The organism is Allobosea sp. GW822-FHT03F07 (assembly GCF_058801345.1).
Genome location: NZ_JBXAND010000001.1, coordinates 767,085 through 792,251, shown reverse-complemented (window position 1 = coordinate 792,251; position 25,167 = coordinate 767,085). Strand labels below are relative to the sequence as shown.

The window sequence follows — 25,167 nt, the reverse complement described above, 5'->3', positions numbered from 1 at the left end:
CCTCAGGCCACGGTCCGCGTCTCGACGAGGCGCGCCAGCAGGCTCGCGCCGATCGGCAGGATGCCGTCATCGAGCACGAAGGCGGGGTTGTGCACCGGCACGCTTCCGGCATGGCCGACCCAGGCATAGGCACCGGGCACGACGCGCAGCATGTCGGCGAAGTCCTCGCTGCCCATCACCGGCTTCGGCTCCGTCAGGACATTCCCTCCCCCCACGATCTCGGCCGCGACCGCTGCCGTCGCCTCGGCCTGCGCCGGATGGTTGACCAGCACGTCGAAGATCGAGCGGATCTCGACATCGATCTGCACGCCGAAGCTCAGCGCCATGCCGGCAGCGATTTCACGCATGCGCTCGCGGACGAGCTTGGCGATCTCCGGCGAGAAGGTGCGCACCGTGCCGGCGAGCGCCGCCTCCTCCGGGATCACGTTATAGGCCGAGCCGGCGTGGATCTGCGTGATCGAGAGCACGGCGGCTTCGCGTGGATCGGCATTGCGGCTGACGATCGTCTGCAAGGCAGCCGCCAGCGAGATCGCGACGATGACCGGGTCGCGCCCGACATGGGGCATCGCGCCATGGCTGCCCTTGCCGGTGATCTTGATGTCGAAGAAGTCGGCGCCCGCCATCGCCGCGCCCGGAAAGACCGCGATCTGGCCGGGTTCGAGATTGGGCGCGTTGTGGATGCCGTAGATCTCGTCGCAGGGAAAGCGCTCGAACAGATTGTCGGCGAGCATGGCGCGCGCGCCGCCAAGCCCCTCCTCCGCCGGCTGGAACACGAACACGGCCGTGCCTGCGAAGTTGCGGTTCTCGGCCAGATACCGCGCCGCGCCCAGCAGCATCGTCGTGTGCCCGTCATGGCCGCAGGCATGCATCCGTCCGGGGATGGTCGAACGCCAGGGCAGGTTCGTGGTCTCGTCCATCGGCAGCGCGTCCATATCGGCGCGAAGCCCGATGCGCCGGCCGGGGCCGCCCTTGCCATGGAGGATGCCGACGACACCCGTGCCACCGATGCCGCGATGCACCTCGATGCCCCACGACGCGAGCTTCTCGGCGACGATGCCGGAGGTGCGGACCTCCTCGAAGCCGATCTCGGGATGGGCGTGGATGTCGCGGCGGATCGCGACGAGGTCGTCCTTGAAGGCGTCGATCTCGGGAAGGGCAGGCATGAAGCGATGAACTCCGGAAGGAAAGGAAATGGTCAGCCGAAGACGGGGCCGAGCGGCGCCGTGCGCAGGCCCGGCCGCAGATGCTTCCACGGCAGCACGGAGGGGTCGACCGGCATCGGGCCGGGCGCGGCGCAGACCAGAACAGCCTGCGCGATCGGCTCGAAATCGGCGCGGAAATGCACCGAGCTCTTGTTGACGAGGATCGCCTGCTCGGTCGGCTCGATGCCGACCTGGCGGTACATCGCCTGGTCGGCCATCTGCGCCTTGCGCGAGGCGACGACGATGCGGACCCCGCCGATGCGCAGCGCCGCGCAAGGCCCAAGATTCATCCGCGATCCCCCGAAGAACGGGCCGGGCGCGACGAAGCGGCCATCGGAAAGCTGCTCGACCGTGAACTGGCCTTCGAGCGGGACATCGCCGGGAATGCCGGACTTCGCCCCCAGCGCCGCCTTGATCGTCGCGCCGATGCCAGCCTTGTGCGCTTGCGCCGCGACCTCCGGATCGACGATCAGGCCGATGGCGGCGCGCATCGCGCCATTGCGCACCAATGCCCGCGCCATGCCCATCGTATCGGAATCGCCGCCGGCGCCCGGGTTGTCCTGCGTGTCGGCGATCACGATCGGCTTCGTCGCTCCGGCCGCCAGCGCCATGGCTTCTAGAACGCCAGCGTCGGGTTCGAACACCTTACCGTTGAACGCAGCCTCGCTCGCCATCACGCGCGCCGTCACGGCATCCGCCGCCCGGTCGGCATCGGCCTGCGTCGCGCCATAGGCCACGACGGTCGGCCCGCAATCGGCGAAATCGGCCGCCGGAAAGCCCGGCAGGAAGGAGAGCGTCGGCACGCTCTCGTCTTCGAGCGCGGCGAGTTCGCCATAGATCGTCTTGCACGGCTCCATCGCGGTCGCCTGCCAGGCGATCGGGATCAGATAGGGGATCTGGCGGAAGGCCTTGGCGTCGCGTTTCGTGGTGCCGATCAGCCGGGCGAGATAGGTCGTGGCGCGGCTCCCCGTGAGCGCCATGTCGACATGCGGATAGGTCCGGTAGGCGACGAGCGCGTCGGCGCTGTCGACCATGAGCTGTGTGACATTGCCATGCAGGTCGAGGCTCGCGACCAGCGGCACATCAGGGCCGATGGCCTCGCGCACCCGCCGCAGCGTCTCGCCCTCGCCATCCGGGAAACCTTCCGCGACCATCGCGCCATGCAGGTCGAGATAGACGCCGTCGAGCGGCAACGCAGCGGTAATCCGCTCGACCAGTTCGTCCAGCAGCGTCTCGAAAGCTTCGGCCGTAACTTCGGCTGACGGGCTCGCGGCGCACCACAGCGTCGGCACGATCTCCCAGCCCAGCCCGCGCGCCGTCTCGACGAAGCCGGACGCGCCGACATTGACGCTGTGGACCGCGGCAAAGATCGCCTCGCCCCGCGCCAATGCGGGCCAGCCGCCCCCCTGGATGAAGGCATCGAGCGGCGCCTTGCTCGGCGCGAAGGTGTTGGTCTCGTGCAGGAACCCGCCGAAGGCGATACGTGGCGACATGAGGCGGAGGCTCCCTGCGAAATGCGAGACGGCGCAGGTAATCACGCCCGCCGCGCGGCTCCAAGGGCGAAATCTCGCCGGCTGCACAATGGATGGGCAGCACCGTCGGATCGTGGCCGGCCAGTGCCCTCAGGTCACCGGCAACAGCCCCGGCCAGAAATGGCCATCGGCAGTCGGGCGTTTGCCGAAGATCGCCTGCCCCACCCGGACAATGTCGGCGCCCTCCTCGATCGCGATCTCGAAATCGCCGGTCATGCCCATCGAAAGCTGGGTAATGCCGCAGTCGGCTTTCGTCTTCTGCAGGCGTTCGCGCACCGCATGGAGCCGGCGGAAGCAGGCCCGCATCTCCTCGGGGCCGCCCTTGAGGATCGCCAGCGTCATCAGGCCCTTCGGCCTCAGCGAGGGGAAGCGGCCGAGTTCAGCGACGAAGGCATCCGCCTCCTCGGGCGTGATGCCATATTTGCTCTCCTCGCCGGAGGTATTGATCTGCACGAAGACATCGAGCGTGCGGCCGGCGGCGCTGAGGCTCTCATGCAGCAGGCCCGCCAGCCGCAGGCTGTCCAGCGCCTGGAATTCCGAGGCGAAGGAGACCATCGCCTTCGCCTTGTTGGTCTGGAGATGGCCGATCACACTCCAGTTCACCCCGTGTCCGGCCAGCACCTCGGCCTTGCCCTTCGCTTCCTGGACCTTGTTCTCGCCGAGCGTGGTCATGCCGATGCCGACAGCGAGCCTGACGACCTCAACCGGAACCGTCTTGCTGACCGGAAGCAGCCTGACCGCCGAGCGGGCCCGCCCGGCACGGGCACAGGCCACCACGATCCGCTCCTCGACGGCAGCGAGGTTGTCGCGCAGCGTCCGCTCCGGATCCTCGCCGAAGCGCGAACGGATCTCAGCCTCCAGATCACCGGCCTGCTCCATCGATCCTCCTCCCCCGAAGAATCGTGATGGCGTCCGTCACTTTTCGACGAAGGCGCGCTCCACCACATAGCTCGCAGGCGTCGAGCTCGAACCCTCGACGAAGCCCTTGCCCTCCAGCATGACCTTCATATCCGCGAGCATGGCGGGGCTGCCGCACAGCATCACCCGGTCATACTCGGCATCGACCACCGGCAGCCCTTGCGAGGCGAACCAATCGTCGGAGCCGAACAGCTCGGTGACACGGCCGCGATTCGGATACTCCTCGCGCGTCACCGTCGGATAGTAGATCAGCTGCGAGGAGACCATCTCTCCGATCAACTCGTCGGCCGGCAGTTCCTTGCGGATGAAGGTCTCATAGGCCAGCTCAGACACCAGCCGGACGCCATGAACGAGCACCACCTTCTCGAAGCGCTCATAGGTCGCAGGGTCGCGGATCAGGCTCATGAAGGGCGCGAGCCCCGTCCCGGTAGAGAGGAAATAGAGGTTGCGGCCAGGCACGAGGTTGTCATGCAGCAACGTGCCGGTCGCCTTGCGCCCGATCAGAACCTCGTCGCCCGGCACGATCTTCTGCAGCCGCGAGGTCAGCGGGCCGTTCTGCACCTTGATGCTCAGGAACTCGAGTTCGTCGTCATAAGGCGCGCAGGCCATGGAGTAGGCGCGCAGCAGCGGGCGGCCCTCGACCATCAGCCCGATCATCGCGAACTGGCCGGCCTCAAAGCGGAAGGCGGGATTGCGGGTCGTGCGGAAGCTGAACAGCGTGTCGTTCCAATGATGAACCGACAGGACCTTCTCGACATACTGGTTGCTCATGCTCGCTTCTTCCGTCCAACCCGTTTCGTTCCGCGCTTCCGCAATCAAGGCCCCGCTGCGCCGAAGACCATCGCGGATTTGCCCGGGCGGCCGCGCCAGTCGTCGGCATCGGCCGGAGGGGTGCCCTTCTCGCAGATGCGCGGCCACTCCTCTGCGAAGCGCGCGTTGAACGCAAGCCATCGCATGCCTTCTTTGTCGTCATCGGGACGAATTGCCTCGGCCGGACAGGCCGGTTCGCAGACACCGCAGTCGATGCATTCGTCGGGATGGATGACCAGCATCGCCTCGCCCGCGCGGAAGCAATCGACCGGACAGACGCTGACGCAATCCATGTACTGGCAGCGAATGCAGTTTTCCGTAACGACATAGGGCATGGCTGCTCCGGCGCTGCGAGATCGGGCGCAGCGGCACGAAAGCGCAGGTGAGTGGTTTGCAGAAGAGCCAGTTTCGAAGCGATCGTGCAGGCCACCTTGAACGGCCGGCGCCTTGACATGGCATGGCGGTTGCTTGGAATTGTTCCCGGGGAGAGCCCGTCCGATGCGACAAAAGCCATCCCGCGCCAAATGGTCCGACCTGTTCCACCTGACCCTGGATCACACCAGCGCGCGCCCGATCTTCCAGCAGATCTACCTCGCCTTGCGCGAGGCGGTGGTGGCGAACACGCTGGCGCCCGGCAGCAAGCTGCCCTCCAGCCGCGACCTCGCCCAGCGGCTGAAGGTCTCGCGAACCTCGGTGGTCTCGGCCTATGACCAGCTCCTTGCCGAGGGTTATGTCGTCGGCCGCGAGGGTTCGGGCACCTATGTCTCCGACGATGTCCCTTCGGTCATCGCCACGCCCACGCGGTTCACAGGCGTCGCCGGTTCTGCGACGCGCCAGATTGTCTCGGAAGCCGGCGCCCGCTACGGCCGCTTCGCGGCTGAACTGACGCCGCCCGGAAGCCTGCCCTTCGCGGCCGGCTGCTGCTCGGTCGATGCCAAGACGGTCGAGGCCTGGCGGCGGATCGGCGCCGAGCAGATGCGCCAGTTCGATCCGGTCAACCTGTCCTATGCCGACCCCAGCGGCGAGGCCCCTTTGCGCCGGGAGATTGCCGCCTATCTGCGTGCGGCCCGTGCCGTCCAGTGCGACGAGGATCAGGTCATCGTCCTGTCGGGCGCCCAGCAGGCCATCGACCTGTCGATCCGCACCCTGCTCAACCCCGGCGATCCCGTCTGGATCGAGGATCCCGGCTACGGCGCGACGCGGGAAGCTCTCGCCGCGGCAGGAGCGGGACTCGTCCCCGTCCCCGTCGACGAGAACGGGCTCGATGTCGCCGCCGGCATCGCCGTCGCGAGCCAGGCCCGCGCCGTCTACATCACACCCTCGCACCAGTATCCGACCGGCGCGGTCATGAGCATGTCGCGCCGCCTCGAACTGCTGGCCTGGGCCTCGCAGACCGGGGCCTGGATCATCGAGGACGATTACGACAGCGAGTTCCGCTATGCCGGCCGCCCGCTCGCCTCCCTGCAGGGGCTCGATCGCGGCGGCTGCGTCGTCTATGTCGGCACGCTCAGCAAGGTGCTGTTTCCCGGCATCCGGCTCGGCTTCGCCGTCGTCCCGCATCATCTGATCGACGTCTTCCGTGGCGCCCGCTTCCTGAGCGACCGCTCCCCGCCGACGCTGCAGCAGGCGATGACCGCCGAATTCATGCGGCAGGGCTTCCTGACCAGCCATATCCGGCGCATGCGCCAGCGCTACAAGGAGGCCCGCGACGTCGTCGTCGAGGCGATCGACCGCCATCTCGGCGACCTCGTCGACATCGAGGTGCCGGAATGCGGCATCCAGCTCGTGATCCATTTCCGCGACGGGCTCTCCGACATCGCCGTCGCCGAGGCCGCGCGCCATCAGGGTCTCATCGTCAAGCCGGTCAGCCCGCATTACATGGCAGCGCCCCGCCGGCAGGGTCTCGTGCTCGGCTATTCCGGCTTCGACAACCACAAGCTGCGCGCCGCCGCCGCCGAACTCGGCCGCATCGCGCGGGCCGTCAGCGATGGCGGGACCAGCGAGGCCATACGATCCACAGCCTGCGAAACGGCATCTCTCCGGGTAGCGATCAGTAGCTAGGTCCTGCACTGCCAATCGCATCGGGATCGTCGCCGCGGGCCACAACTGGTCCGCCAGCTCCGCGCAAAGTGGTCATTGCACCTGTTCCAGTTCGCAACTGAGATGAGCGCGCATGCCTGGAATATGTCCGCGGTCATGCCGGAGGATGCCCGATGAAGACCGTCCGCGTGGCCTGTGCCCATGACTGCCCCGACATGTGCTCCCTCATCGCCCATGTCGAAGGCGACCGGATCACCAAGATCTCGGGCGATCCGGACCAGCCCTTCACCGCTGGCTTCGCCTGCGCCAAGGTCAACCGCGACGCCGAGTTGGTGCATTCGCCCGAGCGCCTGAAGACCCCGCTGCGCCGCAGCGGCCCGAAAGGCTCCGGGCAGTTCGAAGCGATCACCTGGGACGAGGCGCTCGACGAAATCGCGGCGAAATGGAAGGCGATCATCGCCGAATCCGGCCCTTTGGCCTTACTGGGTTACGCCTACAGCGCCCATCAGGGCCAGATGAACCGCCACATCGTCAACGGCCTGTTCTACGCGATGGGCACGAGCCGCCTGCAGGCCGGCACCGTCTGCGACAGCTGCTGCGAAACGGCGTGGGATATGACGCTCGGACCCGTCGGCGGCGCGGATCCTGAATCCGTCGTCGATTCCGATCTCGTCATCGCCTGGGGCTGCGACCTCATGGCGGTGAACGTGCATTTCTGGGCCAAGCTCGAAATCGCCCGCAAGCGCGGCGTGCAGGTCGTCGTCATCGACCCGCGCCGCAGCCGCACCGCCGCCAGCGCCGACTGGCACCTGCCGATCCGCATCGGAACCGATGCGGCGCTGGCGCTGGGCATCGTCCATATCCTCGTCCGCGACGGCCTCTGCGACCGCGCCTATCTCGCGGCGAACGCTCTCGGTTTCGACCAATGGGAACGCGAAACCGTGCCGCGCTTCACGCCGGACTATGTGTCCGAGGTCACCGGGCTACCCGTCGCCGACATCGAGAAGCTCGCCGCCATGTATGGCGCGGCGAAGCACTCCTTCATCCGCATCGGCGAAGGCATGACGCGGCTTGCCCGTGGCGGCCAGGCCCTGCGAGCGGTGGCCACGCTTCCCGCCGTCACCGGCGCCTATGGCCGCCCCGGCGGCGGCGCCCTGCTGCTGACGGCGGGCTCGATGGACTTCAATTTCTCCGCCGTCCGCAAGCCGCCCTCCGGCCCGGCTGCGACGCGCCTCGTCAACCAGAGCCTGCTTGGACGCGAATTGCTGGAGATGAACGAGCCGCCCTTGCGCGCTCTCTTCGTCGCCGCCAACAACCCGGCCGTGACCTGCCCCGAAGCCGGCAAGGTCCGCGAGGGTCTCTCGCGCGAGGACCTCTTCACCGTGGTCCACGACCCGTTCATGACTGATACTGCGGCCTATGCCGACATCGTCCTGCCGGCAACGACCTATCTCGAAACGGAGGATTTCTACCGCGGCTACGGCAACTACTACATGCAGTACTCGCCCGCCGCCGTCGCGCCTCAGGGTGCGGCCTGGTCGAACTTCCGCCTGGCGCAGGAACTCGCCCGGCGCATGGGCGTGACCGACCCGATCTTTTCGAAGAGCGAGAAGGGGATCCTGCCGGAGTTCTTCAAAGGCTCGACCGGCGCGGTCGCGGCCGTCGATCCGTCGAGCCTTTTCGACGGCGTCCCGGTGAAGGTGGCCCCGCCCGCCGGGCAGAGTTTCGGCACGCCCTCCGGCAAGCTCGAGATCTATTCGCAGGCTCTCGCGGATCAAGGCGTCTCGCCGATGCCGGACTGGCAGCCCGACGAGCAGGAGGTCGCCGACGCAGGCGCCTGGCCGCTACGCCTGCTGACGGCACCGTCCTATTTCCAGCCGCACACCGCCTTCTCGGGGGTTTCCTTCCTGCGCAAGCGCGAGGGCGAGCCCTTCTGCGTGCTTCACCCCGAGGACGCAGCCCGGCGCGGGCTGGAAAGCGGCGCCAAGGTCAGGCTGTTCAACCAGCGCGCGGCGATCGGCCTAGTCCTGCGCGTCGCCGACGAGATTCAGCCCGGCGTCATCCTCGTGCCCGGCCAGCGGCCCGGCACAGAAGCGGTCGACGGCACCGTCAACATGCTCTGCTCCGACCGCCTGACCGATATCGGCGAAGGCGCCTCCTACCAGAGCACCTTCCTCGAGGTCGAAGCCTGGGAGAAACGGGCCTGAAGCCGGCAGCGGCGCCCATCGGAGAGCCCGCGGTGGACACGACCAAAACCAGCCGGTTCGCCTCGCTCTCGGCCCATGAGCTGGCTGAACTGGTGCGATCGAGACGTGCCTCGCCGGTCGAGATCGTCGAGGACGTGCTGGCCCGCATTGCCACGCTCGAACCCCGGCTCAACGCCTTCGTGGCGCTGGATGTCCAGGGCGCACGGACGGCGGCGCGCAAGGCGGAAGCTGCCGTCATGCGCGGCGATGCGCTCGGCCGCCTGCATGGCGTGCCTGTCACGATCAAGGACGTCCAGGCTGTCGCGGGACTGCCGACCCGCCGGGGTTCCCGGCACTCCGACGCCACTCCGGCCACCGATGATGCGCCTGCCGTCGCAAGGCTTCGCGCCGCAGGAGCCGTCATCCTCGGCAAGACCGCCACGACCGAGCAGGGCTGGACCGCCGTCAGCGAGAACCCACTCAGCGGCGCGACCCACGATCCCTGGAAGCAGGGCTATACCGCCGGCGGCTCCTCCTCGGGCGCAGCCGCGCTCGCCGCCGCCGGCTGCGGGCCGCTGCATCTCGGCACGGACGGCGCGGGCTCGGTGCGCCTGCCCGCACATTTCTGCGGCGTCATCGGCTTCAAGCCGACCTTCGGAATGGTGCCCTATGTGCCCGTGCCCAACAACGGCGCGCTCTCCCATATCGGCCCGATCACGCGCGACGCAGCCGATGCCGAATTGATGCTCGAAGTGATGGCGGGCGCTCACCCCGCCGACCACACCACCTTGCCCGGCGGCTTCCGGCGCGACCCCGCGGACCCTGATCTGATCGGCCTGCGGATCGCCTATAGCCCCGATCTCGGCCATGCCCGCGTCGATCCCGAGATCGCCGCGTCGGTCGAAGCGGCAGCCCGCGCCTTCGAGGAGTTCGGCGCGAGCGTCGAATATGCGACGCCGGCCTGGGGGCCCCTCGGCCCCGAGTTGATCCGCGCGCTCTGGGGGCCGCCGCTTCTGTCCTATGTCCCGGCCAACGGCGCGACTGAGGCCGCCATGGATCCGGGCTTCGTCGCCTGCCTGCGCGAGACCGGCCAGGCCTCATGGCGCGATCTGCACGCCGCCCAGTCGCGCCGCCATGCCTATGCGGGAGCAGTCGGTCGCTGGTTTGCAGAAGGCTGGGACCTGCTGCTGACGCCATCAGCCTCCGTCGCCGCCTTCCCACATGGCAGGCAGGTGCCCGATCACTGGCCCGCCCATCCCTGGGACTGGCTGGCCTGGGCGGAGTTTTCCTATCCCTTCAACCTGTCGCATTGCCCGGCAGTCTCGGTGCCCTGCGGCCTGACGTCGGACCGCTTGCCGATCGGCCTCCAGATCGTCGGCCCGCGCCTCGCCGACCCGCTGGTGCTGCGCGCTGCCCGCGCCTTCCTGGCGGCCCGGCCCTTTGCCGCGCTGCCCTAGATTTCCCTGGCATCCAGCGCCCGGTAAAGCGGCAGGGCCAAAGGCGCGATCCGGCGGATCACGTCCCGCATCGGCTGCGGCTTCGGCTCGGACAGCGGCAGACCGAGCGTACCGAGTGGCGTCCCTTGCGTCGCCTGCGCCAATTCGCGCCCGAGCGAGATCGAGAGCGCGACCGCCCGGCCGTTGCAGCCGACCCAGCCGAAGCCGTTGGGCCCGAGCTGGTGGATGCGCGGATAGCCCGGAACCTGCGGCTTCAGCACGTCGTCGGGCGTCATGCCGATATAGCCCGACCATACATAGTCGAACGAGACCTCGCCGAGTTGCGGCCAGAGCCGCTTCAGCCGGTCCCCGACCGGCCCGCGCAGATTGTTTCCGCCTGCCCCGGGAAAGACCGCCGCGCCGCCCGTCACCAACCGATTCCGCGCATCCCAGCGGGCGAAATAGAGCTCGCGATGCGTATCGGATAGCGCCTGCCGGCCGGGGATGATCGTCTTGGCGATGTTGTCGCTGATCGGCTTGGTCGCCATCTGCCAGGACAGCACGGGGATGACCTCGCCTGCGATCTCCGGCGCGAGCCCGCGCTCGAACTCGCCGGTATAGGCGTTGGTCGCCAGCACCAGCGCGCGCGCCGTCACCGACCCCTTCGCCGTCCTGACAACCCAGCGGTCGCCCTCGCGCTCCATGCTGGCGACAGGCGAGCGCGCATAGATCGTCGCGCCGAGCTCAAGCGCGACCCCGGCCAGCCCGCGCGCCAGCGCCAGAGGATTGATATGGCCGCCCGTCCGGTTCCAAAAGCCGCCGAACCAAGCGTCCGAACCGGTCATCTCTGCCGTTGCCGCACGGTCCAGCAGCTCGACCGGCGCGCCGATCGCCGACCATTCGCGCACCCGCTTCTCGGCGAGCTTGAACCGCCCCGGCGAATGCACCGGCTGCACCCAGCCCGCCTGCTCCGCCTCGGCCGGAACATCGTATTTGCGCACGAGATCGAACAGATACTGCGCGCTGTCGCGCAGCACCGCGTTGAAGCGCTCGCCCGCCTCGCCATGGCGCGCAACCATCGCGGAAGGATCATGCCCGGCTAGCGTCGGGATCACCTGGCCGTTGTTGCGCCCCGACGCCCCCCAGCCCGGCTCGGCCGCCTCGGCTACCACGACCTCGACGCCACTCTCGCGCAGATGGATCGCCGTCGACAGACCGGTGAAGCCCGCGCCAATCACCACCACATCGGCCTGGATGTCACCCTCCAGCGCGCTCAACGCGGGACCGGCTGGGGCCGTCGCGGCCCAGAGCGAGGGCGGCCAGGTGACAGAGGCGGAAGCGGACATGCGTTTTTTTTCCGGGAGCTGTTCAGCCGGCGCAGGATGGGAAACGCCGTCTGCGCCGCAGACTTGCCGCCTGTTCCGGCCGAGGCAAGAGGGCTTCTCTCACTCGGGAACGTGACGGAGATCGATATTCCCTAATTTTGCAATCAAACAAATAATTCCTTCCAAAATTTGCGATATATCATTCTCCACTTGGAATATTCATCCCCGTCCCGCTATGTCTGCAGTGCAGCAGGGGGCTGCCGGAAACGTCGAGACGGCCGGTTGCGCCACGTCGTCGCTTCGGATGAACTCGGCCTCCGACGGATTTCGGATCAGGACGCCATCATGCCTCTCAAGCATATTCTCGGCCTCGACCATGTGATGGTGACAGTGCGTGATCTCGATGCATCTGCGGCGGCCTGGCGGCGCCTCGGCTTCACGGTCTCGCCGCGCGGGACGCATTCTCCGCATCTCGGCTCCGGCAACTATACGATCATGTTCGGCGACGACTATCTCGAACTGCTCGGCATTCTCACCGAGACCGAGCACAACAAGCCGATGCGGAATTTCCTGAAGGCGCGCGAGGGCGTCGAGCGCGTGGCCTTCACGACGGACGATGCGGCTGCGGGCGTCCTGGAACTACAGGCGCGCGGCGTCGACGCCGATGGCCCCGTGCATTTCAGCCGCCCGGTCGACCTGCCCGATGGCGGCATCGGAGAAGCGAAATTCAATGTGTTCCGCTGGCCCTTGGATGAAGCCCCCGGCGGCCTGCGCATCTTCGCCTGCCAGCATCTGACGCGCGAAACCGTCTGGATTCCCGAGTTGCAGAGCCATGCCAACGGCGCGCAGCGGATCGTCCGCCTCGAAGTGCTCAGCTCCGATCCGAAGGCCGCGGCAGAACATCTCGGCCGCCTGATCGACGAGCCCGTCCGCGCCGATAGCGACGGCTGGCTCGTGCCCTCCGGCGGCGAGCGGGCCGACATCCTGTTCTACGACGCCGCGGGCTTCGCGCGCCGCTACCCTGCTTCCGTGCGCGACGGCGCGGCGAGCGAGGGGGCGGCCGCACTCGTCCTGGCGAGCAACGATATCGATGGTGCGAAGGCTGCGCTCGGACCACTCGCGACCGCCCATGACGGCGCCGTCAGCGTCGCCGCGAGCGCCGCCAACGGCATCGTCGTGAGCTTCCTGCCGCAATAGCACGCGCGCCTGCTTTTTGGGCGCGACCACCGTTGACGGGTACAGCCACGGCGCCCATCGTTTCCCTTACGTGACCTCAGGACCGAGGATTTCCCCATGGACATGACCCGCCGCGCCGCGCTGCTGACCAGCGCTGCCATCGCATCCAGCGTCGCCTTTCCGATGCGCTCGCTTTTCGCGCAGGAGACCCCGCGCAAGGGTGGCGTCTTCACGGTCCATTACGGCGCCGAGCAGCGCCAGCTCAACCCGAGCCTGCAGGCCTCGACCGGCGTCTACATCATCGGCGGCAAGATCCAGGAACAGCTCGTCGATCTCGACGCGGCCGGCAATCCGGTCGGCGTGCTGGCGACCAGCTGGGAAGCGGCGCCCGATGGCAAGACCATCACGTTCAAGCTGCGCGAGGGCGTGAAGTGGCATGACGGCAAGCCCTTCACCTCGGCGGACGTGCAGTTCACCGCCATGGAGATGTGGAAGAAGATCCTGAACTACGGCACCACGCTGCAGCTCTTCCTCACCGCCGTCGACACGCCCGATCCGCTGACCGCCGTGTTCCGCTATGACCGCCCGATGCCGCTCAACCTCTTGCTGCGCGCCCTGCCGGACCTCGGCTATGTCTCGCCGCGCCATCTCTACGAAGGCAAGGGCGACATCCGCCAGAACCCGCTCAACCTCGCGCCCGTCGGCACCGGTCCGTTCAAGTTCGTCACCTATGAGCGCGGCCAGCACGTCATCGCCGACCGCAACCCAGACTACTGGCGCCCCAACGCCCCCTATCTCGACCGCATCGTCTGGCGCGTCGTCACCGACCGTTCGGCGGCCGCCGCCCAGATGGAAGCCGGCCAGATCCACTACAGCCCCTTCTCCGGCCTGACGATCTCGGACTCCGCCCGCCTCGGCAAGGATCCGCGCTTCATCGTCTCGACCAAGGGTAACGAGGGCAACGCCCGCACCAACACGATCGAGTTCAACTTCCGCCGCAAGGAACTCGCCGACATCCGGGTCCGCCGCGCCATCGCGCATGCGCTCGACATTCCCTTCTTCATCGAGAACTTCCTCGGCGACTTCGCCAAGCGCGGCACCGGCCCGGTCCCCTCCGTCTCGACGGACTTCTACCCGGCCGACAACGGTCCCCAGTATCCATTCGACAAGAAGCTCGCCGCCCAGTTGCTTGACGAGGCTGGCTTCAAGGCGGGCGCCGGCGGCACCCGCTTCACACTGCGCCTGCTGCCCGCCCCCTGGGGCGAGGACATCACCCTGTTCGCGACCTTCATCCAGCAGTCGCTGGCCGATGTCGGCATCAAGGTCGAGGTCGTCCGGACGGATGGCGGCGGCTTCCTGAAGCAGGTCTATGACGAGCACGCCTTCGACCTTGCCACCGGCTGGCACCAGTACCGCAACGACCCCGCGGTCTCGACCACGGTCTGGTATCGCTCGGGCCAGCCGAAGGGCGCGCCCTGGACCAACCAGTGGGGCTGGACCGACGAGACGATGGACAAGATCATCGACGACGCGGCCACCGAGGTCGACGTCGCCAAGCGCAAGGCGCTCTATGGCGATTTCGTCCGCCGCGCCAATACCGAACTGCCGATCTGGACCCCCATCGAGCAGATCTTCCTGACCGCGATCAGCGCCAAGGCGCGCAACCATTCCAACACGCCGCGCTGGGGTTCCAGCTCCTGGCATGATCTGTGGTTGGCGGAGTGAACGCTTCGTCTTCCGAAACGGCCTGCTACAGTCGGTCCCTATGCGCATCCTGACCCTTGCGGGGCGGCGTCTCGCCGCCTCGATCCCGACCCTGGTACTGATCCTGATCGGGGTCTTCGTCCTCCTGCAGTTCGCGCCAGGCGACACGGTCGATGCGCTGATGGCGCAGATGGGCGGCGGCGACGCAGAGACGGCCAAACAGCTGCGCGAGTACTACGGGCTCGACGTTTCGGCCTGGGCCCAGCTCGGCAACTATCTCTGGCGGCTGGTACGGCTCGATCTCGGCTTCTCCGCGATCTACGGCAAGCCGGTCGCGACCGTGATCGCAGAACGCCTGCCGGCGACGATCCTCCTGATGACGGCTTCGCTCTCGCTCGCCTTTGTCTTCGGCCTGATCTTCGGCGTCATTGCCGCGCGCGGCGTCAACCGCTGGCCGGACACGCTGATCTCGACGCTCGGCCTCGTCTTCTACGCCATGCCCACCTTCTGGTTCGGCCTGATGGCGATCGTCATCTTCTCGATCTACCTGCAATGGCTGCCGGCGGGCGGCTTCGAGGACATCACGGTCGCCCGCGCCGGGCTGGCGCGAACGCTCGACATCGCCAGCCATCTCGTCCTGCCGACGCTGACGCTCGCCCTGTTCTACATGGCGATCTATCTGCGCATCATGCGCGGCTCGATGCTCGAGGTGCTGACGCTCGATTTCGTCCGCACCGCCCGCGCCAAGGGCATGGACGAGACGCGCGTGGTCGTGCGCCACGTCCTGCGCAACGCGCTCCTGCCGATGGTCACGCTGATCGGCCTGCAGGCCGGCACGATGCTCGGCGGATCGGTCGTGGTCGAGAGCGTGTTCTCGCTGCCGGGCCTCGGCCGTCTCGCCTATGAATCGGTGATCCAGCGCGATCTCAACACGCTGCTCGGCATCGTCTTCGTCTCGGCGCTGCTCGTGATCGCCGTCAATTTCATCGTCGACCTGCTCTATGCCCGGCTCGACCCGCGCATCACGACGGGGGGCTGAAGCCATGTCCTTCCTGAAGCTCTATTTCCGCAGCCCGCCGGCCGTGATCGGCCTCCTGCTGCTGATCCTCGTCCTCACGATGGCCGCCACCGCCGACTGGCTCTATCCGCGCGATCCGCTGGCCTTGGCAGGCCGGCCGTTGATCTGGCCGTTCAGCAATCCGCGTTTCCTGCTCGGCACCGACAATTCCGGCCGCGACATCGCCGCCCAGATCTTCCACGGCGCCCGCATCTCGCTGCTGATCGGTATGGTCGCGACGATCATCTCGGTGATGATCGGCATCACCATCGGCGCCTTCGCCGGCTACTACGGCGACTGGGTCGATACCGCCCTGATGCGCGTCACCGAGGCCTTCCAGACCCTGCCGAACTTCATCCTGCTGCTGGTGCTGGTCGCCGTCTTCGGCTCGACGATCACCACGGTGACGATCGCGATCGGCATCGTCTCCTGGCCCGCTTCGGCACGGCTGACGCGGGCCGAGTTCCTTTCCCTGCGCAACCGCGAATTCGTCCAGGCCGGGCGGACGCTGGGGCTGCGCGACGTCAAGCTGATCTTCGGCGAGATCCTGCCGAACGCGCTGCCCCCCGTCATCGTCTACGCCAGCGTGGTGATGGCGATCGCGATCCTGCTGGAGAGCGCGCTCGCCTTCCTCAAGCTCTCCGATCCCAACGTCGCCTCCTGGGGCAACCTGATCGGCGCCGGCCGCGATGTGCTCAGGGTGCAATGGTATGTCTCGGCCATCCCCGGCGTCGCGATCCTCGTCACCGTGCTCGCCGTCTCGCTGGTCGGGCAGGGCCTGAACGACGCGCTGAACCCGAGGCTGAAGGGCCGATGAGCGCAATCCTCACTCTCGACGCCGTCAGCGTAAGGCTGCCGAACAATGCCGACCGGCCGCATGCGATGAGCGAGGTTTCGCTCTCCCTCCAGGCCAACGAGATTCTCTGCATCGTCGGCGAATCCGGCTCGGGCAAGTCGATGACGGCGAACGCCGTGATGCGTCTGCTGCCGCCGGGCGTCGCCATCGATGGCGGGCGCATCCTGTTCGAAGGCCGCGATCTCGCAGGCCTGAGCGAACCCGAGATGCGCAAGGTCCGCGGCGCCGGCATCGCCATGATCTTCCAGGAACCGATGACGGCGCTGAACCCGTTGCGCACCATCGGCGACCAGATCGGCGAGATGTTCGAGTTGCACACCGATCTCGGCAAGGCGCAGGTCAGGGGCAAGGTCCAGGCTTTGCTCGAAGAGGTTCGCATTCCCGATCCCGTAGCGGCCGCCAAAGCCTATCCGCATGAACTTTCCGGCGGCCAGCGCCAGCGCGCCATGATCGCGATGGCGCTCGCGCTCGATCCGAAGGTGCTGATTGCCGACGAACCGACGACCGCACTCGACGTCACCACCCAGGCGCAGATCCTCGAACTCATCCGCGACCTGCAGAAGCGCAAGGGCACCGCCGTCCTGTTCATCACCCATGATTTCGGCGTCGTCGCAGAGATCGCGGACCGCGTCGCGGTGATGAGCCAGGGCCGCGTCGTCGAGCAGGGCACGGCCGAAGCCGTGCTCGGCAACCCGCAGCACGCCTATACGAAGCAGTTGATCGCCGCCGTCCCGCCCCTCAAGGCGCCGCCTCCGCGCCAGCTCGCGGCCGAACCCATCCTGACCATCGAGCACGTCTCGAAGACCTACCGCACCGGCGGCTTCCTCGGCCGCGGTCAGCGCGTGACGCATGCGGTCAAGGACGTCTCGCTCGTGCTGCCGAAAGGCGCGACGCTCGGCATCGTCGGCGAGTCCGGTTCGGGCAAGTCGACGCTGGCACGCTGCCTCGTGCGCCTGATCGATCCCGAAAGCGGCGCTATCCGCATCGGCGGCACCGACCTCGCGAGCCTCTCCAAATCCGAACTACGCGCCGCGACACGCCACATCCAGATGGTCTTCCAGGACCCCTTCGCTTCCCTGAACCCGCGCCGCAAGGCGGGCGAAGCGGTGGCCCAGGGCCTGATCGTCCATGGCAGGCCTCGGCCCGAAGCCATGATCCGCGCCAAGGAGTTGTTCGCCCTGGTCGGGCTCGACCCCGCCGCAACCGAACGCTACCCGCATGAATTCTCGGGCGGCCAGCGCCAGCGCATCGGGCTCGCCCGCGCGCTCGCGCTCGAACCGCGCGTCCTCGTCGCCGACGAGCCGGTCTCGGCGCTCGACGTCTCCGTCCAGGCGCAGGTGCTGAAACTGCTGGCCGAACTGCGCCAGCGTCTCGGGCTCTCGATCGTCTTCATCACCCACGACCTGCGCGTCGCGGCGCAGGTCTGCGACCTCGTCGCGGTGATGAAGAGCGGGGAGGTCGTGGAATCCGGCCCGATCGGCGAGGTCTTCGGCAATCCCCGGCATGCCTATACGAAGGCGCTGCTCGCCTCGATTCCGGGACGGGAATTCGGTATGCGGGATCAGCTCGAGAGCGCCTGACGCGAAGCGTCCGGCGGCGGCCATGCATCGGCCACGAAACGTGGGATGCTTTCAGGCCGATGCAAAGAGCTGAATCATCGGAGACGCCATGACTATTCGCCAGCAATTGATCGAGCGCTTCTTCCGCTATGTCGCGGTCGAGAGCCAGAGCGACGCGAAAGCCACGACCCTGCCGAGTACGCCGGGCCAGCAGCGCCTCGCGGACCTGCTCGCGGAGGAGCTGCGCGGCCTGGGGCTGGAGAACGTCGTCGTCGACGAGCATGCGACCGTCACGGCGCTGAAGCGTGGCACGCGGCCGGAAGCGCCGAAGATCGGCTTCATCGCCCATCTCGACACGGTCGATTCAGGGCTTTCGCCGGTCATCCACCCGCAGATCCTGCGCTTCGAGGGCACGGATCTCTGCCTTAACGCGCAGCAGGACATCTGGCTGCGCGTCGCCGAGCATCCCGAGATCGAGCCCTGGTGGGGCGCCGACATCATCGCGAGCGACGGCACCAGCGTGCTCGGCGCCGACAACAAGGCCGCCGTCGCGATCGTCATGACGCTGCTGGCGACGCTCGGGCCCGACGACGCCCATGGCGACGTCCTCGTCGCTTTCGTGCCGGACGAGGAGATCGGCCTGCGCGGCGCCAAGGCGCTCGACCTCGCCCGCTTCCCCTGCGATTTCGCCTACACGATCGACAGTTGCGAGGTCGGCGAGGTCGTCATCGAGAACTTCAACGCCGCAGCCGGCGAACTGGTCTTCACCGGCGTCAGCGCCCATCCGATGTCGGCGAAGGGCGTCATGGTCAATCCGCTACTGATGGCGCAGGACTTCATCGCCGCCTTCGACCGCGCGGAGACGCCAGAGCGCACCGAGGACCGCGAGGGCTATTTCTGGTTCAACGACATCACGGCCAATGCCAGCCAGGCCCGCCTCAAGGTGATGATCCGCGAATTCGACAGGGAGCGTTTCGAACAGCGCAAACAGCGGGTCGCGGCCGTCGCGCGCGAGATTGCCGCGCGCTATCCGACCGGCCGTGTCGAATGCAGCGTCACCGACACCTATGGTAACATCTCCGACAGCCTCGGGGACGACCGCCGCTCGGTCGATCTCCTGCTGGCGGCGATGGCCGAATTGCAGATCGAGCCGAAGCTGATCCCGATGCGCGGCGGCACGGACGGCGCCGCGCTATCGGCCCGAGGGTTGCCGACGCCGAACTTCTTCACCGGCGCCTATAATTTCCATTCCCGCTTCGAGTTCCTGCCGATCCCGGCCTTCGAGAAGTCCTTCGAGGTCGCGCGCGCGATCTGCGCGCTGTCGACCCGGTCATAACCCGTCAGGACAGACGCGCCCGACGCTCGGTCTCGTCGGCACCGACCTGGCCGGCTTCAGCCTCAAAAAAGCCCGGTGCGAAGGCATCGCAGGACGCATCGCGGGCCGCATGACCGACAACGGCATGTCCCGCGAGGCGGCGCAGCAGCGCGCTCTTCAGCGGGCATGCCGCGGCTCCGGCCATTCCCGAGGCCTCGCCAAGGTCAAACAGGCAAGACGCACAAGGCAGGCCCGCCTTGCCCTTCACCACGATGACGTTGGGGCGGGCTGAAACTGTCATCGATCAACTCCAGCCGCGCCACGGTGCAGCTCTGCACGAACATTTGCACGGGTGGCCTAACCGACCTGTTAATTCATTCCGATCGATCGTCGGAACGTAGTCGCGAACCGCGAATTCGTATCCGCAAGATCACAACTACATCTTAACGCTCAGCGGCGATCTTGCTCGGGACTTGGCCTGCAGGGATGACCCATGCCTCCCCAAACCTCCCCTCGTGTGATCGATCAAGGATTACGCGACGAGGTCTACATTTCGCTGGTACGTTCGCTCTATGCCGACCCCAGGACCTTGATCATCGGGTCCAGCGGGACGGTACTGGCAGCGTTTCTCAGCGCCGGGATGACCGGTCAGCCGGCCTTCTATATCTGCGCCGTCATCCTGCTGTGCCTCACGCTGACGCGAGCCGCGGACGTCGCGCAGTTCAAGGCCGCGGCCCACCAGATGCGCGACCGCGACGGCGCCGCCCGCTGGGAACTTCGCTACACGGTCTTCTCGTCCGTCTATGTCTTCGTGCTCGGGCTCTGGTCGTTCCTGACCTTTGCGCTGCAGGCGAGCCCACCGGTCCAGCTCCTCGCCTTCTCGATGACGCTGGCGAACATGATCGGCGTCGCCGGACGCAACTATGGCAGCCGGATGCTGGTTGCGACCCAGCTCAGTTGCGCGGGCGTGCCCCTCCTCGCGGGGCTGGTCCTGGCCGGCAACGCCCATTATGCGGTGGTCGCCTGCGTCCTCGGGCCGTTCCTGCTGAGCTTCAAGTCGATCGCCGACAAGCTGCGCGCGACGCTGACGACCGCCGTCATCTCGGCCAAGCGCGAGCGCCTGCTGGCTGCCCGACTCGAAGCGGCGCTCGACAACATGGCGCATGGGCTGTGCATGTTCGAACGGGGCGGCCGGCTCTCCATCGTCAACCGGCGCCTGCCCGCGATCGTCGGCCTGCCCGCAGGCCTGGCCGAGCCTGGCCGCGGCGTCGGCCGCTTTCTCGTCCGCTGCCAGCGCGCCGGTTTGATCGGCCGGGCCCAGCTGCGCAGCCTCGTCCTCGCCGCGCGCCTGGCCCTGCGCGATCACAACGAGGCCCGGCTGACCACGAGCCTGGCCGATGGCCGCGTCCTCGAACTGACCTTTCGCACATCGGGCATCACCGGCACCGTGGTCGTGATCGAGGACATCACCGAGCAGCGCCAGCAGGAAGACACGATCCGCCAGCTCGCGCATTACGACCCGCTCACCGGCCTGCCGAACCGCAGCCTGCTGAAATCGCATCTGCAGACGCTGATGGCCAATCCGGACCAGGGCTTCGCGATCCTGTTCATCGACCTCGACCACTTCAAGAAGGTCAACGACACGCTGGGGCACCCCTATGGCGATGCCCTGCTCGTCGAGGTCGCACGCCGTCTCAACCTGTTGCTCGGCGCCGCTTCGCTGATCGCCCGGCTCGGCGGCGACGAGTTCGTCGTCGTCATTCCCGATCTCGTCGATCGGCAGGCGCTCGAACAGATCACGGCACGCGTCAGTGCCAGCCTGAGCCAGCCCCACGAGATCGACGGCAACGCCATCGTCAGCAGCGCCAGCATCGGCATCGCGATAAGCCCCGATGACGGCCGCGACCCCGACATCGTCATCCGCAACGCGGATCTGGCTCTCTACGCCGCGAAATCCAGCGGGCGCGGTTGCGCGCGCTTCTACAACAGCAGCATGATCGAGGCCGCCAGCACGCGGCGCATCGTCGAACTCGACCTGCGCGAGGCGCTGGCTCACGACCAGTTCGAGCTGTTCTACCAGCCGGTCGTCGCGATCGGGTCCGGCAGGATCACGAGCTGCGAAGCGCTGCTGCGCTGGCGCCATCCCGAGCGGGGCATCGTTGTCCCCGGCGACTTCATCGGCATCGCCGAGGAGGTCGGGCTGATCAACCAGATCGGCCGGACGGTGCTCTACAAGGCCTGTCGCGAGGCGATGCTGTGGCCGGAGACCGTCTCGGTCGCAGTCAACATCTCCGCCACGCATTTCCGCGGCGACGTCATCGTCAAGGACGTTGCCGCCGCGCTCGCGAGGTCGAAGCTGCAGCCCTCACGCCTCGTGATCGAGCTGACGGAATCGGCGTTGATGCACGACGACGCGCAGGCCATGTCGACGCTGACCAAATTGCGCGACATCGGCGTGCAGATCGCGCTGGACGATTTCGGGACCGGCTATTCCAGCCTGAGCTATCTGCAGTCCTTCCCGCTGCACAAGATCAAGATCGACCGCTCCTTCGTCTCGGGCGGTCGCGAGACGAAGAAGGACCAGACGCTCCTCGTCGGCATCGCGCGGCTCTGCAAGGAACTCGGGCTCACCGTCGTCGCCGAGGGCGTCGAAACGGTCGACCAACTCGACGCTCTCACGAAGATGGGAGCGATCGACGAGGTTCAGGGTTTTCTGCTCGCCCGGCCCCAGCCCTCTCCCCTGGTGCGCGAACTGATATCGGCCTTCGCTGCGCGCTCGCTGACGGCTTCGGTCGAGCATAAGCCGCTGCGCCGACGCGCGCCCTGAGCGTATTCCCGGACGCGGGGACATCTGAGGCGGCGGCGGTCATCCAGCCGTCACGCTTAGCCCCCTGCTGCGGCACGCAATGCCGTGGCAGGCTGAATCTTGTGCAGCCAACGGCTTGACGGCACGCCCCCATCGCGACGACTGTTAATCACTGATTAACTACACCCTCGGCTGCAGCATGGTTCACGCCGTCGCTCATCAAACGTTGTCCCTGAGCGATCGTGTCATGCGCGCGCTCGAGCGCGTCGAATACCGCATGGCCGTCAGCCCCCAGGATCGCGAAAGCGTCTTCCGCCTGCGCTATCAGGCCTATCTGCGCGAGGGCGCCATTGCTGCCAACGAAGCGCAGCTCTTCACCGATCCGGTCGACGAGCACCCCAATTGCCTCGTCTTCGGCGTCCATGTCGATGGCGAGCTGGCGGGCGCGATCCGCCTCAATATCTCCGTGCCCGGCCTGCCGCAGATCCCCACCGCCGGCGTCTTTCCGGATTCGGTGCTGCCGCAGATCGAGGCCGGCCGCGTGCTGGTCGATCCGACGCGCTTCGTGGCCGACGCGCAATGGTCGCGAGAACTGCCGGAGCTGGCCTATCTGACGCTGCGGCTGCCCTGGCTGGCGATGGAGCATTTCAACGCGGACATCATGCTGGCGGCGGTGAGGCCGGAGCATTATCCGTTCTATCGCCGGCTCTGGGGCAACACCGTGATCAGCCCACCGCGACTTTATCCGGGTCTCGCCAAGCCCGTGATGCTGTCGCAGCTCGACTACGCGAAGGCGTCGCCCCGGGTCGAGGCGCTGTATCCCTTCTTCCGCGCCCGCCCCGGCGAACGCGCGGCGATCTTCGGCGCGAACGAGTTCACCTGGTCGCCGGCGGCTGTGGAGGCATCGGCGGCCCGCCCCACCCTGTCAGCCGTCGCGGCGCCGGGGACTTGATCCCGCGCAGGCGAGATTCTCCGTCCGGCCGCCCCGGAAATCCGGCCCCGGCTCCTCTCAGGCGGCATTCCTCGTCCTGAGCTTGTCCTCCCAGTTCAGGGCCTGGCGGACGATCTGCTCGAGGTCGTCATGTTCGGGCCGCCAGCCGAGTTCGTTGCGGATGCGGTCGGCTTTGGCGACGAGCGAGGCCGGATCGCCGGCGCGGCGGCCCGAGAGCTTCACCGGGAAATCCACCCCCGAGACCCGCTTGACCACGTCGACGACCTCCTTGACCGAATAGCCCCGGCCATAGCCGCAGTTGAGGGTCAGGTTGGCGCCCCCGGCGCGCAGATGATCGAGCGCGGCAAGATGCGCGCGGGCCAGATCGGTGACGTGGATGTAGTCGCGGATGCAGGTGCCGTCCGGCGTCGGATAATCGGTGCCGAAGACCTCGAGCATCGCGCGCTGGCCGAGCGCCGCCTGGCCGGCGACCTTGATCAGATGGGTGGCGTTCGGCGAGGACTGGCCGGAGCGGCCCCTGGGGTCGGCGCCGGCGACGTTGAAATAGCGCAGCACGACGAAGCCGAGGCCATGGGCGCGGGCGACGTCCTCCAGCATCCATTCGCTCATCAGCTTGGAGCGGCCATAGGGGTTGATCGGGGCAAGCGCGATCTCCTCCGGCACCGGGCTCAGCGCCGGCTCGCCATAGACCGCGGCCGTCGAGGAGAAGATCACGCGCTGGACGCCGCCGCGCACGGCGCTCTCCAGCAGGGCTCGCGTCTTCACCGTGTTGTTAAGGTAGTAGCCGAGAGGATCGGAGACCGATTCCGGAACCACGATCCTGGCGGCGAAATGGGCGATCTCGGTGATGCCATGCTCGGCGACGACGCGCGCGACCAGTTCCTGGTCGGCGATATCGCCCTGGACCAGCACGGCCTCCTTCGGCACGGCCCACCAGAAGCCGGTCGAGAGATTGTCCAGCACGACCACGCTCTCGCCACGGTCGAGCAGTTCAAGCACCATGTGGCTGCCGATATAGCCCGCCCCACCCGAAACCAGTACAGCCATCGCAGAACCCCGTTGCGGACTTGTGTCCGTGCAAAATCATCACCGCCACGCCCATGATGCGCGCGGCAGACGCCCAGCAGAAGCCCATTTGCAGATTGGGCATTCGGTTGATGTGGAGAGGCCGATGCAGCCTGATCAGGCCGCCTTCGTCTGCGCCGCCTCGCCGAAATAGCTGCGCTCGAAAGCGCTCATCACGCCCGCCACCATGTCGCGGGCGACATGGAGCTGGTCCTCCTGGAAGGCGAGCGCGCGCGGCGAGTTCAGCACGATCTCGTAGCTCGGGAAGTAGTCGACGAAATCAAAGCGCCGGTAGAGCTCTTCCGCGACCGCGCGCAGCACGGATTTCGAGGCGCTGTTGGCGACGATGACATCGGCATCCTTGAAGGTCGCCCCCAGCGGCACCGGCGAGACGGTGACGACGAAGCGCATCTCCGGATGGCAATGCGTGCGGATCATCTCGATGATCGACAGCATGTCCTTGAGCGTCTCGTCGTAACCGTAGTCGACGAAGCGGAACCGTTCCGGCATGCGTGCGAGCCAGGCCGGGCCGGGATGGGCGTTCATCGCGAGGCCGGTCTCGGAATCGAGCCAGGTCTCGGTCAGGCCCAATGTGAAGAAGCAGATGCGCGCCTGCTTGATCGTCGCGGTCGCCGCCGTCAGACGCTTGCGGTTGGCGAAGGCGGTCTCGCGGTCGAGTAGCCGCAACCCGCTCGCATGCGGATCGAACCACTGGTCGGCTGCGAGTTCGATCAGCCCGTCATTCGGATAGCTCTCGTCCTGCAGCACGCGCCTGAGCTCATGCGTCATCGAACGCACCGAGTATTTGTTCAGCGCGCCCCGGCTCAATTCGCCGCCGGCCGCGCCGCCGCCGCGCCCGGTCGTGGCGTTCCAGGTCTCGAAATGCTCGGCCGGCACGCCATGGCCCTTCGTGACCAGCGACAGGCCGCGCATCATCAGGACGTTCTCGACCTCGCGGGCGAAGCAGGACCCCATGGTGAAGATCGGCCAGGACGGATCGATCTGGAACTTCGCGCGATGATCGACCTCAAGGAAGCCGCCCGTCGTCAGCCGGTCCTTGGCCATGCGCTCGGCCTTGCCCGAGTTCCAGCCGCGGACGGGATTGGCCCGCATGATCGAGAGCGCGGTGCCGGCGTCGTATTCGATCCTCATCGTCTTCTCCTGCCGCTATGGCCGCCGGCCCTGCGCCGCGGTCCCCCTCGGTTTTGGTGGCGGAGCTGGCTGCTCC

General features: G+C 67.2%; 20 protein-coding genes. 11 read left to right on the top strand and 9 right to left on the bottom strand.

The genetic code is table 11. The annotated features are described in order from the left end of the window. Nucleotides 1-2: 2 nt before the first annotated feature. From AC1RMY_RS03790 to fdxA, 5 genes are all read right to left on the bottom strand, one after another. Nucleotides 3-1,163, bottom strand: coding sequence for a M20 aminoacylase family protein (locus AC1RMY_RS03790; RefSeq protein WP_492862611.1), 1,161 nt, complete (start codon nucleotides 1,161-1,163; stop codon nucleotides 3-5). Between the two features lie 32 nt (nucleotides 1,164-1,195). Further along, on the bottom strand, nucleotides 1,196-2,695 hold the full coding sequence (locus AC1RMY_RS03785; RefSeq protein ID WP_492862610.1) for a M81 family metallopeptidase: 1,500 nt from the start codon (nucleotides 2,693-2,695) through the stop codon (nucleotides 1,196-1,198). Between the two features lie 129 nt (nucleotides 2,696-2,824). Beyond that, a complete protein-coding gene (locus AC1RMY_RS03780) occupies nucleotides 2,825-3,613 on the bottom strand; it encodes a YggS family pyridoxal phosphate-dependent enzyme (protein ID WP_492862609.1) in 789 nt (262 codons plus the stop codon). Between the two features lie 36 nt (nucleotides 3,614-3,649). After that, nucleotides 3,650-4,423 carry a ferredoxin--NADP reductase gene (locus AC1RMY_RS03775; protein WP_492862608.1) on the bottom strand — a complete coding sequence of 258 codons (774 nt, stop codon included), beginning with the start codon at nucleotides 4,421-4,423 and terminating at the stop codon, nucleotides 3,650-3,652. A gap of 44 nt (nucleotides 4,424-4,467) precedes the next feature. Then, a complete protein-coding gene (gene fdxA, locus AC1RMY_RS03770) occupies nucleotides 4,468-4,797 on the bottom strand; it encodes a ferredoxin FdxA (protein ID WP_492862607.1) in 330 nt (109 codons plus the stop codon). A gap of 163 nt (nucleotides 4,798-4,960) precedes the next feature. On the opposite strand from fdxA, the gene pdxR reads away from it, so the two are divergent. From pdxR to AC1RMY_RS03755, 3 genes are all read left to right on the top strand, one after another. After that, nucleotides 4,961-6,523, top strand: a complete 1,563-nt coding sequence (gene pdxR, locus AC1RMY_RS03765; RefSeq protein ID WP_492862606.1) for a MocR-like pyridoxine biosynthesis transcription factor PdxR — start codon at nucleotides 4,961-4,963, stop codon at nucleotides 6,521-6,523. A 152-nt stretch (nucleotides 6,524-6,675) separates the two neighbouring features. Continuing rightward, entirely contained in the window at nucleotides 6,676-8,709 is a 2,034-nt protein-coding gene (locus AC1RMY_RS03760) for a molybdopterin-containing oxidoreductase family protein (RefSeq protein WP_492862605.1), read from the top strand. Nucleotides 8,710-8,741: 32 nt separating this feature from the next. After that, nucleotides 8,742-10,145: an amidase family protein gene (locus AC1RMY_RS03755; protein WP_492862604.1), complete on the top strand. Its 1,404-nt coding sequence runs from the start codon at nucleotides 8,742-8,744 to the stop codon at nucleotides 10,143-10,145. Here AC1RMY_RS03755 and AC1RMY_RS03750 read toward each other — a convergent pair. Then, nucleotides 10,142-11,470 carry an NAD(P)/FAD-dependent oxidoreductase gene (locus tag AC1RMY_RS03750; protein ID WP_492862602.1) on the bottom strand — a complete coding sequence of 443 codons (1,329 nt, stop codon included), beginning with the start codon at nucleotides 11,468-11,470 and terminating at the stop codon, nucleotides 10,142-10,144. The two genes, AC1RMY_RS03755 and AC1RMY_RS03750, sit on opposite strands and share 4 nt — an antisense overlap. A 324-nt stretch (nucleotides 11,471-11,794) precedes the next feature. Between AC1RMY_RS03750 and AC1RMY_RS03745 the strand changes: the two genes are divergently transcribed. The 6 genes from AC1RMY_RS03745 to pepT all read left to right on the top strand — a co-directional run bounded on the left by AC1RMY_RS03745 (nucleotide 11,795) and on the right by pepT (nucleotide 19,137). Beyond that, nucleotides 11,795-12,646: a VOC family protein gene (locus AC1RMY_RS03745; RefSeq protein WP_492862601.1), complete on the top strand. Its 852-nt coding sequence runs from the start codon at nucleotides 11,795-11,797 to the stop codon at nucleotides 12,644-12,646. A gap of 96 nt (nucleotides 12,647-12,742) precedes the next feature. After that, the gene (locus AC1RMY_RS03740) at nucleotides 12,743-14,350 is read left to right on the top strand and encodes an ABC transporter substrate-binding protein (protein WP_492862600.1); all 1,608 of its coding nucleotides are present in this window, start codon (nucleotides 12,743-12,745) and stop codon (nucleotides 14,348-14,350) included. Nucleotides 14,351-14,390: 40 nt separating this feature from the next. Next, nucleotides 14,391-15,368 (top strand): ABC transporter permease, encoded by a 978-nt coding sequence (locus tag AC1RMY_RS03735; protein ID WP_492862599.1) that lies wholly within the window; start codon nucleotides 14,391-14,393, stop codon nucleotides 15,366-15,368. A 4-nt stretch (nucleotides 15,369-15,372) separates the two neighbouring features. Next, a complete protein-coding gene (locus tag AC1RMY_RS03730; RefSeq protein WP_492862598.1) occupies nucleotides 15,373-16,203 on the top strand; it encodes an ABC transporter permease in 831 nt (276 codons plus the stop codon). After that, the gene (locus AC1RMY_RS03725; RefSeq protein ID WP_492862597.1) at nucleotides 16,200-17,822 is read left to right on the top strand and encodes an ABC transporter ATP-binding protein; all 1,623 of its coding nucleotides are present in this window, start codon (nucleotides 16,200-16,202) and stop codon (nucleotides 17,820-17,822) included. The genes AC1RMY_RS03730 and AC1RMY_RS03725 overlap by 4 nt, the downstream gene beginning before the upstream one ends. 88 nt (nucleotides 17,823-17,910) lie before the next feature. Further along, nucleotides 17,911-19,137: a peptidase T gene (pepT, locus tag AC1RMY_RS03720; protein WP_492862596.1), complete on the top strand. Its 1,227-nt coding sequence runs from the start codon at nucleotides 17,911-17,913 to the stop codon at nucleotides 19,135-19,137. Nucleotides 19,138-19,141: 4 nt separating this feature from the next. On the opposite strand, the gene AC1RMY_RS03715 is transcribed toward pepT, so the two are convergent. Continuing rightward, nucleotides 19,142-19,417 (bottom strand): hypothetical protein, encoded by a 276-nt coding sequence (locus AC1RMY_RS03715; protein ID WP_492862595.1) that lies wholly within the window; start codon nucleotides 19,415-19,417, stop codon nucleotides 19,142-19,144. Nucleotides 19,418-19,609: 192 nt separating this feature from the next. Here AC1RMY_RS03715 and AC1RMY_RS03710 point away from each other — a divergent pair, with 192 nt between their 5' ends. Together AC1RMY_RS03710 and AC1RMY_RS03705 are read left to right on the top strand one after the other, a co-directional pair. Beyond that, entirely contained in the window at nucleotides 19,610-21,943 is a 2,334-nt protein-coding gene (locus AC1RMY_RS03710; protein ID WP_492862594.1) for a putative bifunctional diguanylate cyclase/phosphodiesterase, read from the top strand. 226 nt (nucleotides 21,944-22,169) lie between these two features. Further along, complete coding sequence (locus AC1RMY_RS03705; RefSeq protein ID WP_492862593.1) at nucleotides 22,170-22,874, top strand: N-acyl amino acid synthase FeeM domain-containing protein; 705 nt, start codon at nucleotides 22,170-22,172, stop codon at nucleotides 22,872-22,874. A 57-nt stretch (nucleotides 22,875-22,931) separates the two neighbouring features. On the opposite strand, the gene galE is transcribed toward AC1RMY_RS03705, so the two are convergent. Further along, a complete protein-coding gene (gene galE, locus AC1RMY_RS03700) occupies nucleotides 22,932-23,921 on the bottom strand; it encodes a UDP-glucose 4-epimerase GalE (RefSeq protein ID WP_492862592.1) in 990 nt (329 codons plus the stop codon). Nucleotides 23,922-24,056: 135 nt separating this feature from the next. Continuing rightward, the gene (locus AC1RMY_RS03695; protein ID WP_492862591.1) at nucleotides 24,057-25,091 is read right to left on the bottom strand and encodes a GSCFA domain-containing protein; all 1,035 of its coding nucleotides are present in this window, start codon (nucleotides 25,089-25,091) and stop codon (nucleotides 24,057-24,059) included. Between the last annotated feature and the right edge of the window lie 76 nt (nucleotides 25,092-25,167).

Coding starts and splice junctions, on each gene's coding strand:
- AC1RMY_RS03725 (WP_492862597.1), top strand. CDS start 16,200: ATGAGCGCAATCCTCACTCTCGACGCCGTCAGCGTAAGGCTGCCGAAC.
- AC1RMY_RS03730 (WP_492862598.1), top strand. CDS start 15,373: ATGTCCTTCCTGAAGCTCTATTTCCGCAGCCCGCCGGCCGTGATCGGC.
- pepT (WP_492862596.1), top strand. CDS start 17,911: ATGACTATTCGCCAGCAATTGATCGAGCGCTTCTTCCGCTATGTCGCG.
- AC1RMY_RS03750 (WP_492862602.1), bottom strand. CDS start 11,470: ATGTCCGCTTCCGCCTCTGTCACCTGGCCGCCCTCGCTCTGGGCCGCG.
- AC1RMY_RS03735 (WP_492862599.1), top strand. CDS start 14,391: ATGCGCATCCTGACCCTTGCGGGGCGGCGTCTCGCCGCCTCGATCCCG.
- AC1RMY_RS03740 (WP_492862600.1), top strand. CDS start 12,743: ATGGACATGACCCGCCGCGCCGCGCTGCTGACCAGCGCTGCCATCGCA.
- AC1RMY_RS03715 (WP_492862595.1), bottom strand. CDS start 19,417: ATGACAGTTTCAGCCCGCCCCAACGTCATCGTGGTGAAGGGCAAGGCG.
- AC1RMY_RS03775 (WP_492862608.1), bottom strand. CDS start 4,423: ATGAGCAACCAGTATGTCGAGAAGGTCCTGTCGGTTCATCATTGGAAC.
- AC1RMY_RS03780 (WP_492862609.1), bottom strand. CDS start 3,613: ATGGAGCAGGCCGGTGATCTGGAGGCTGAGATCCGTTCGCGCTTCGGC.
- AC1RMY_RS03710 (WP_492862594.1), top strand. CDS start 19,610: ATGCCTCCCCAAACCTCCCCTCGTGTGATCGATCAAGGATTACGCGAC.
- AC1RMY_RS03760 (WP_492862605.1), top strand. CDS start 6,676: ATGAAGACCGTCCGCGTGGCCTGTGCCCATGACTGCCCCGACATGTGC.
- pdxR (WP_492862606.1), top strand. CDS start 4,961: ATGCGACAAAAGCCATCCCGCGCCAAATGGTCCGACCTGTTCCACCTG.
- AC1RMY_RS03790 (WP_492862611.1), bottom strand. CDS start 1,163: ATGCCTGCCCTTCCCGAGATCGACGCCTTCAAGGACGACCTCGTCGCG.
- AC1RMY_RS03705 (WP_492862593.1), top strand. CDS start 22,170: ATGCGCGCGCTCGAGCGCGTCGAATACCGCATGGCCGTCAGCCCCCAG.
- AC1RMY_RS03785 (WP_492862610.1), bottom strand. CDS start 2,695: ATGTCGCCACGTATCGCCTTCGGCGGGTTCCTGCACGAGACCAACACC.
- AC1RMY_RS03695 (WP_492862591.1), bottom strand. CDS start 25,091: ATGAGGATCGAATACGACGCCGGCACCGCGCTCTCGATCATGCGGGCC.
- AC1RMY_RS03745 (WP_492862601.1), top strand. CDS start 11,795: ATGCCTCTCAAGCATATTCTCGGCCTCGACCATGTGATGGTGACAGTG.
- fdxA (WP_492862607.1), bottom strand. CDS start 4,797: ATGCCCTATGTCGTTACGGAAAACTGCATTCGCTGCCAGTACATGGAT.
- galE (WP_492862592.1), bottom strand. CDS start 23,921: ATGGCTGTACTGGTTTCGGGTGGGGCGGGCTATATCGGCAGCCACATG.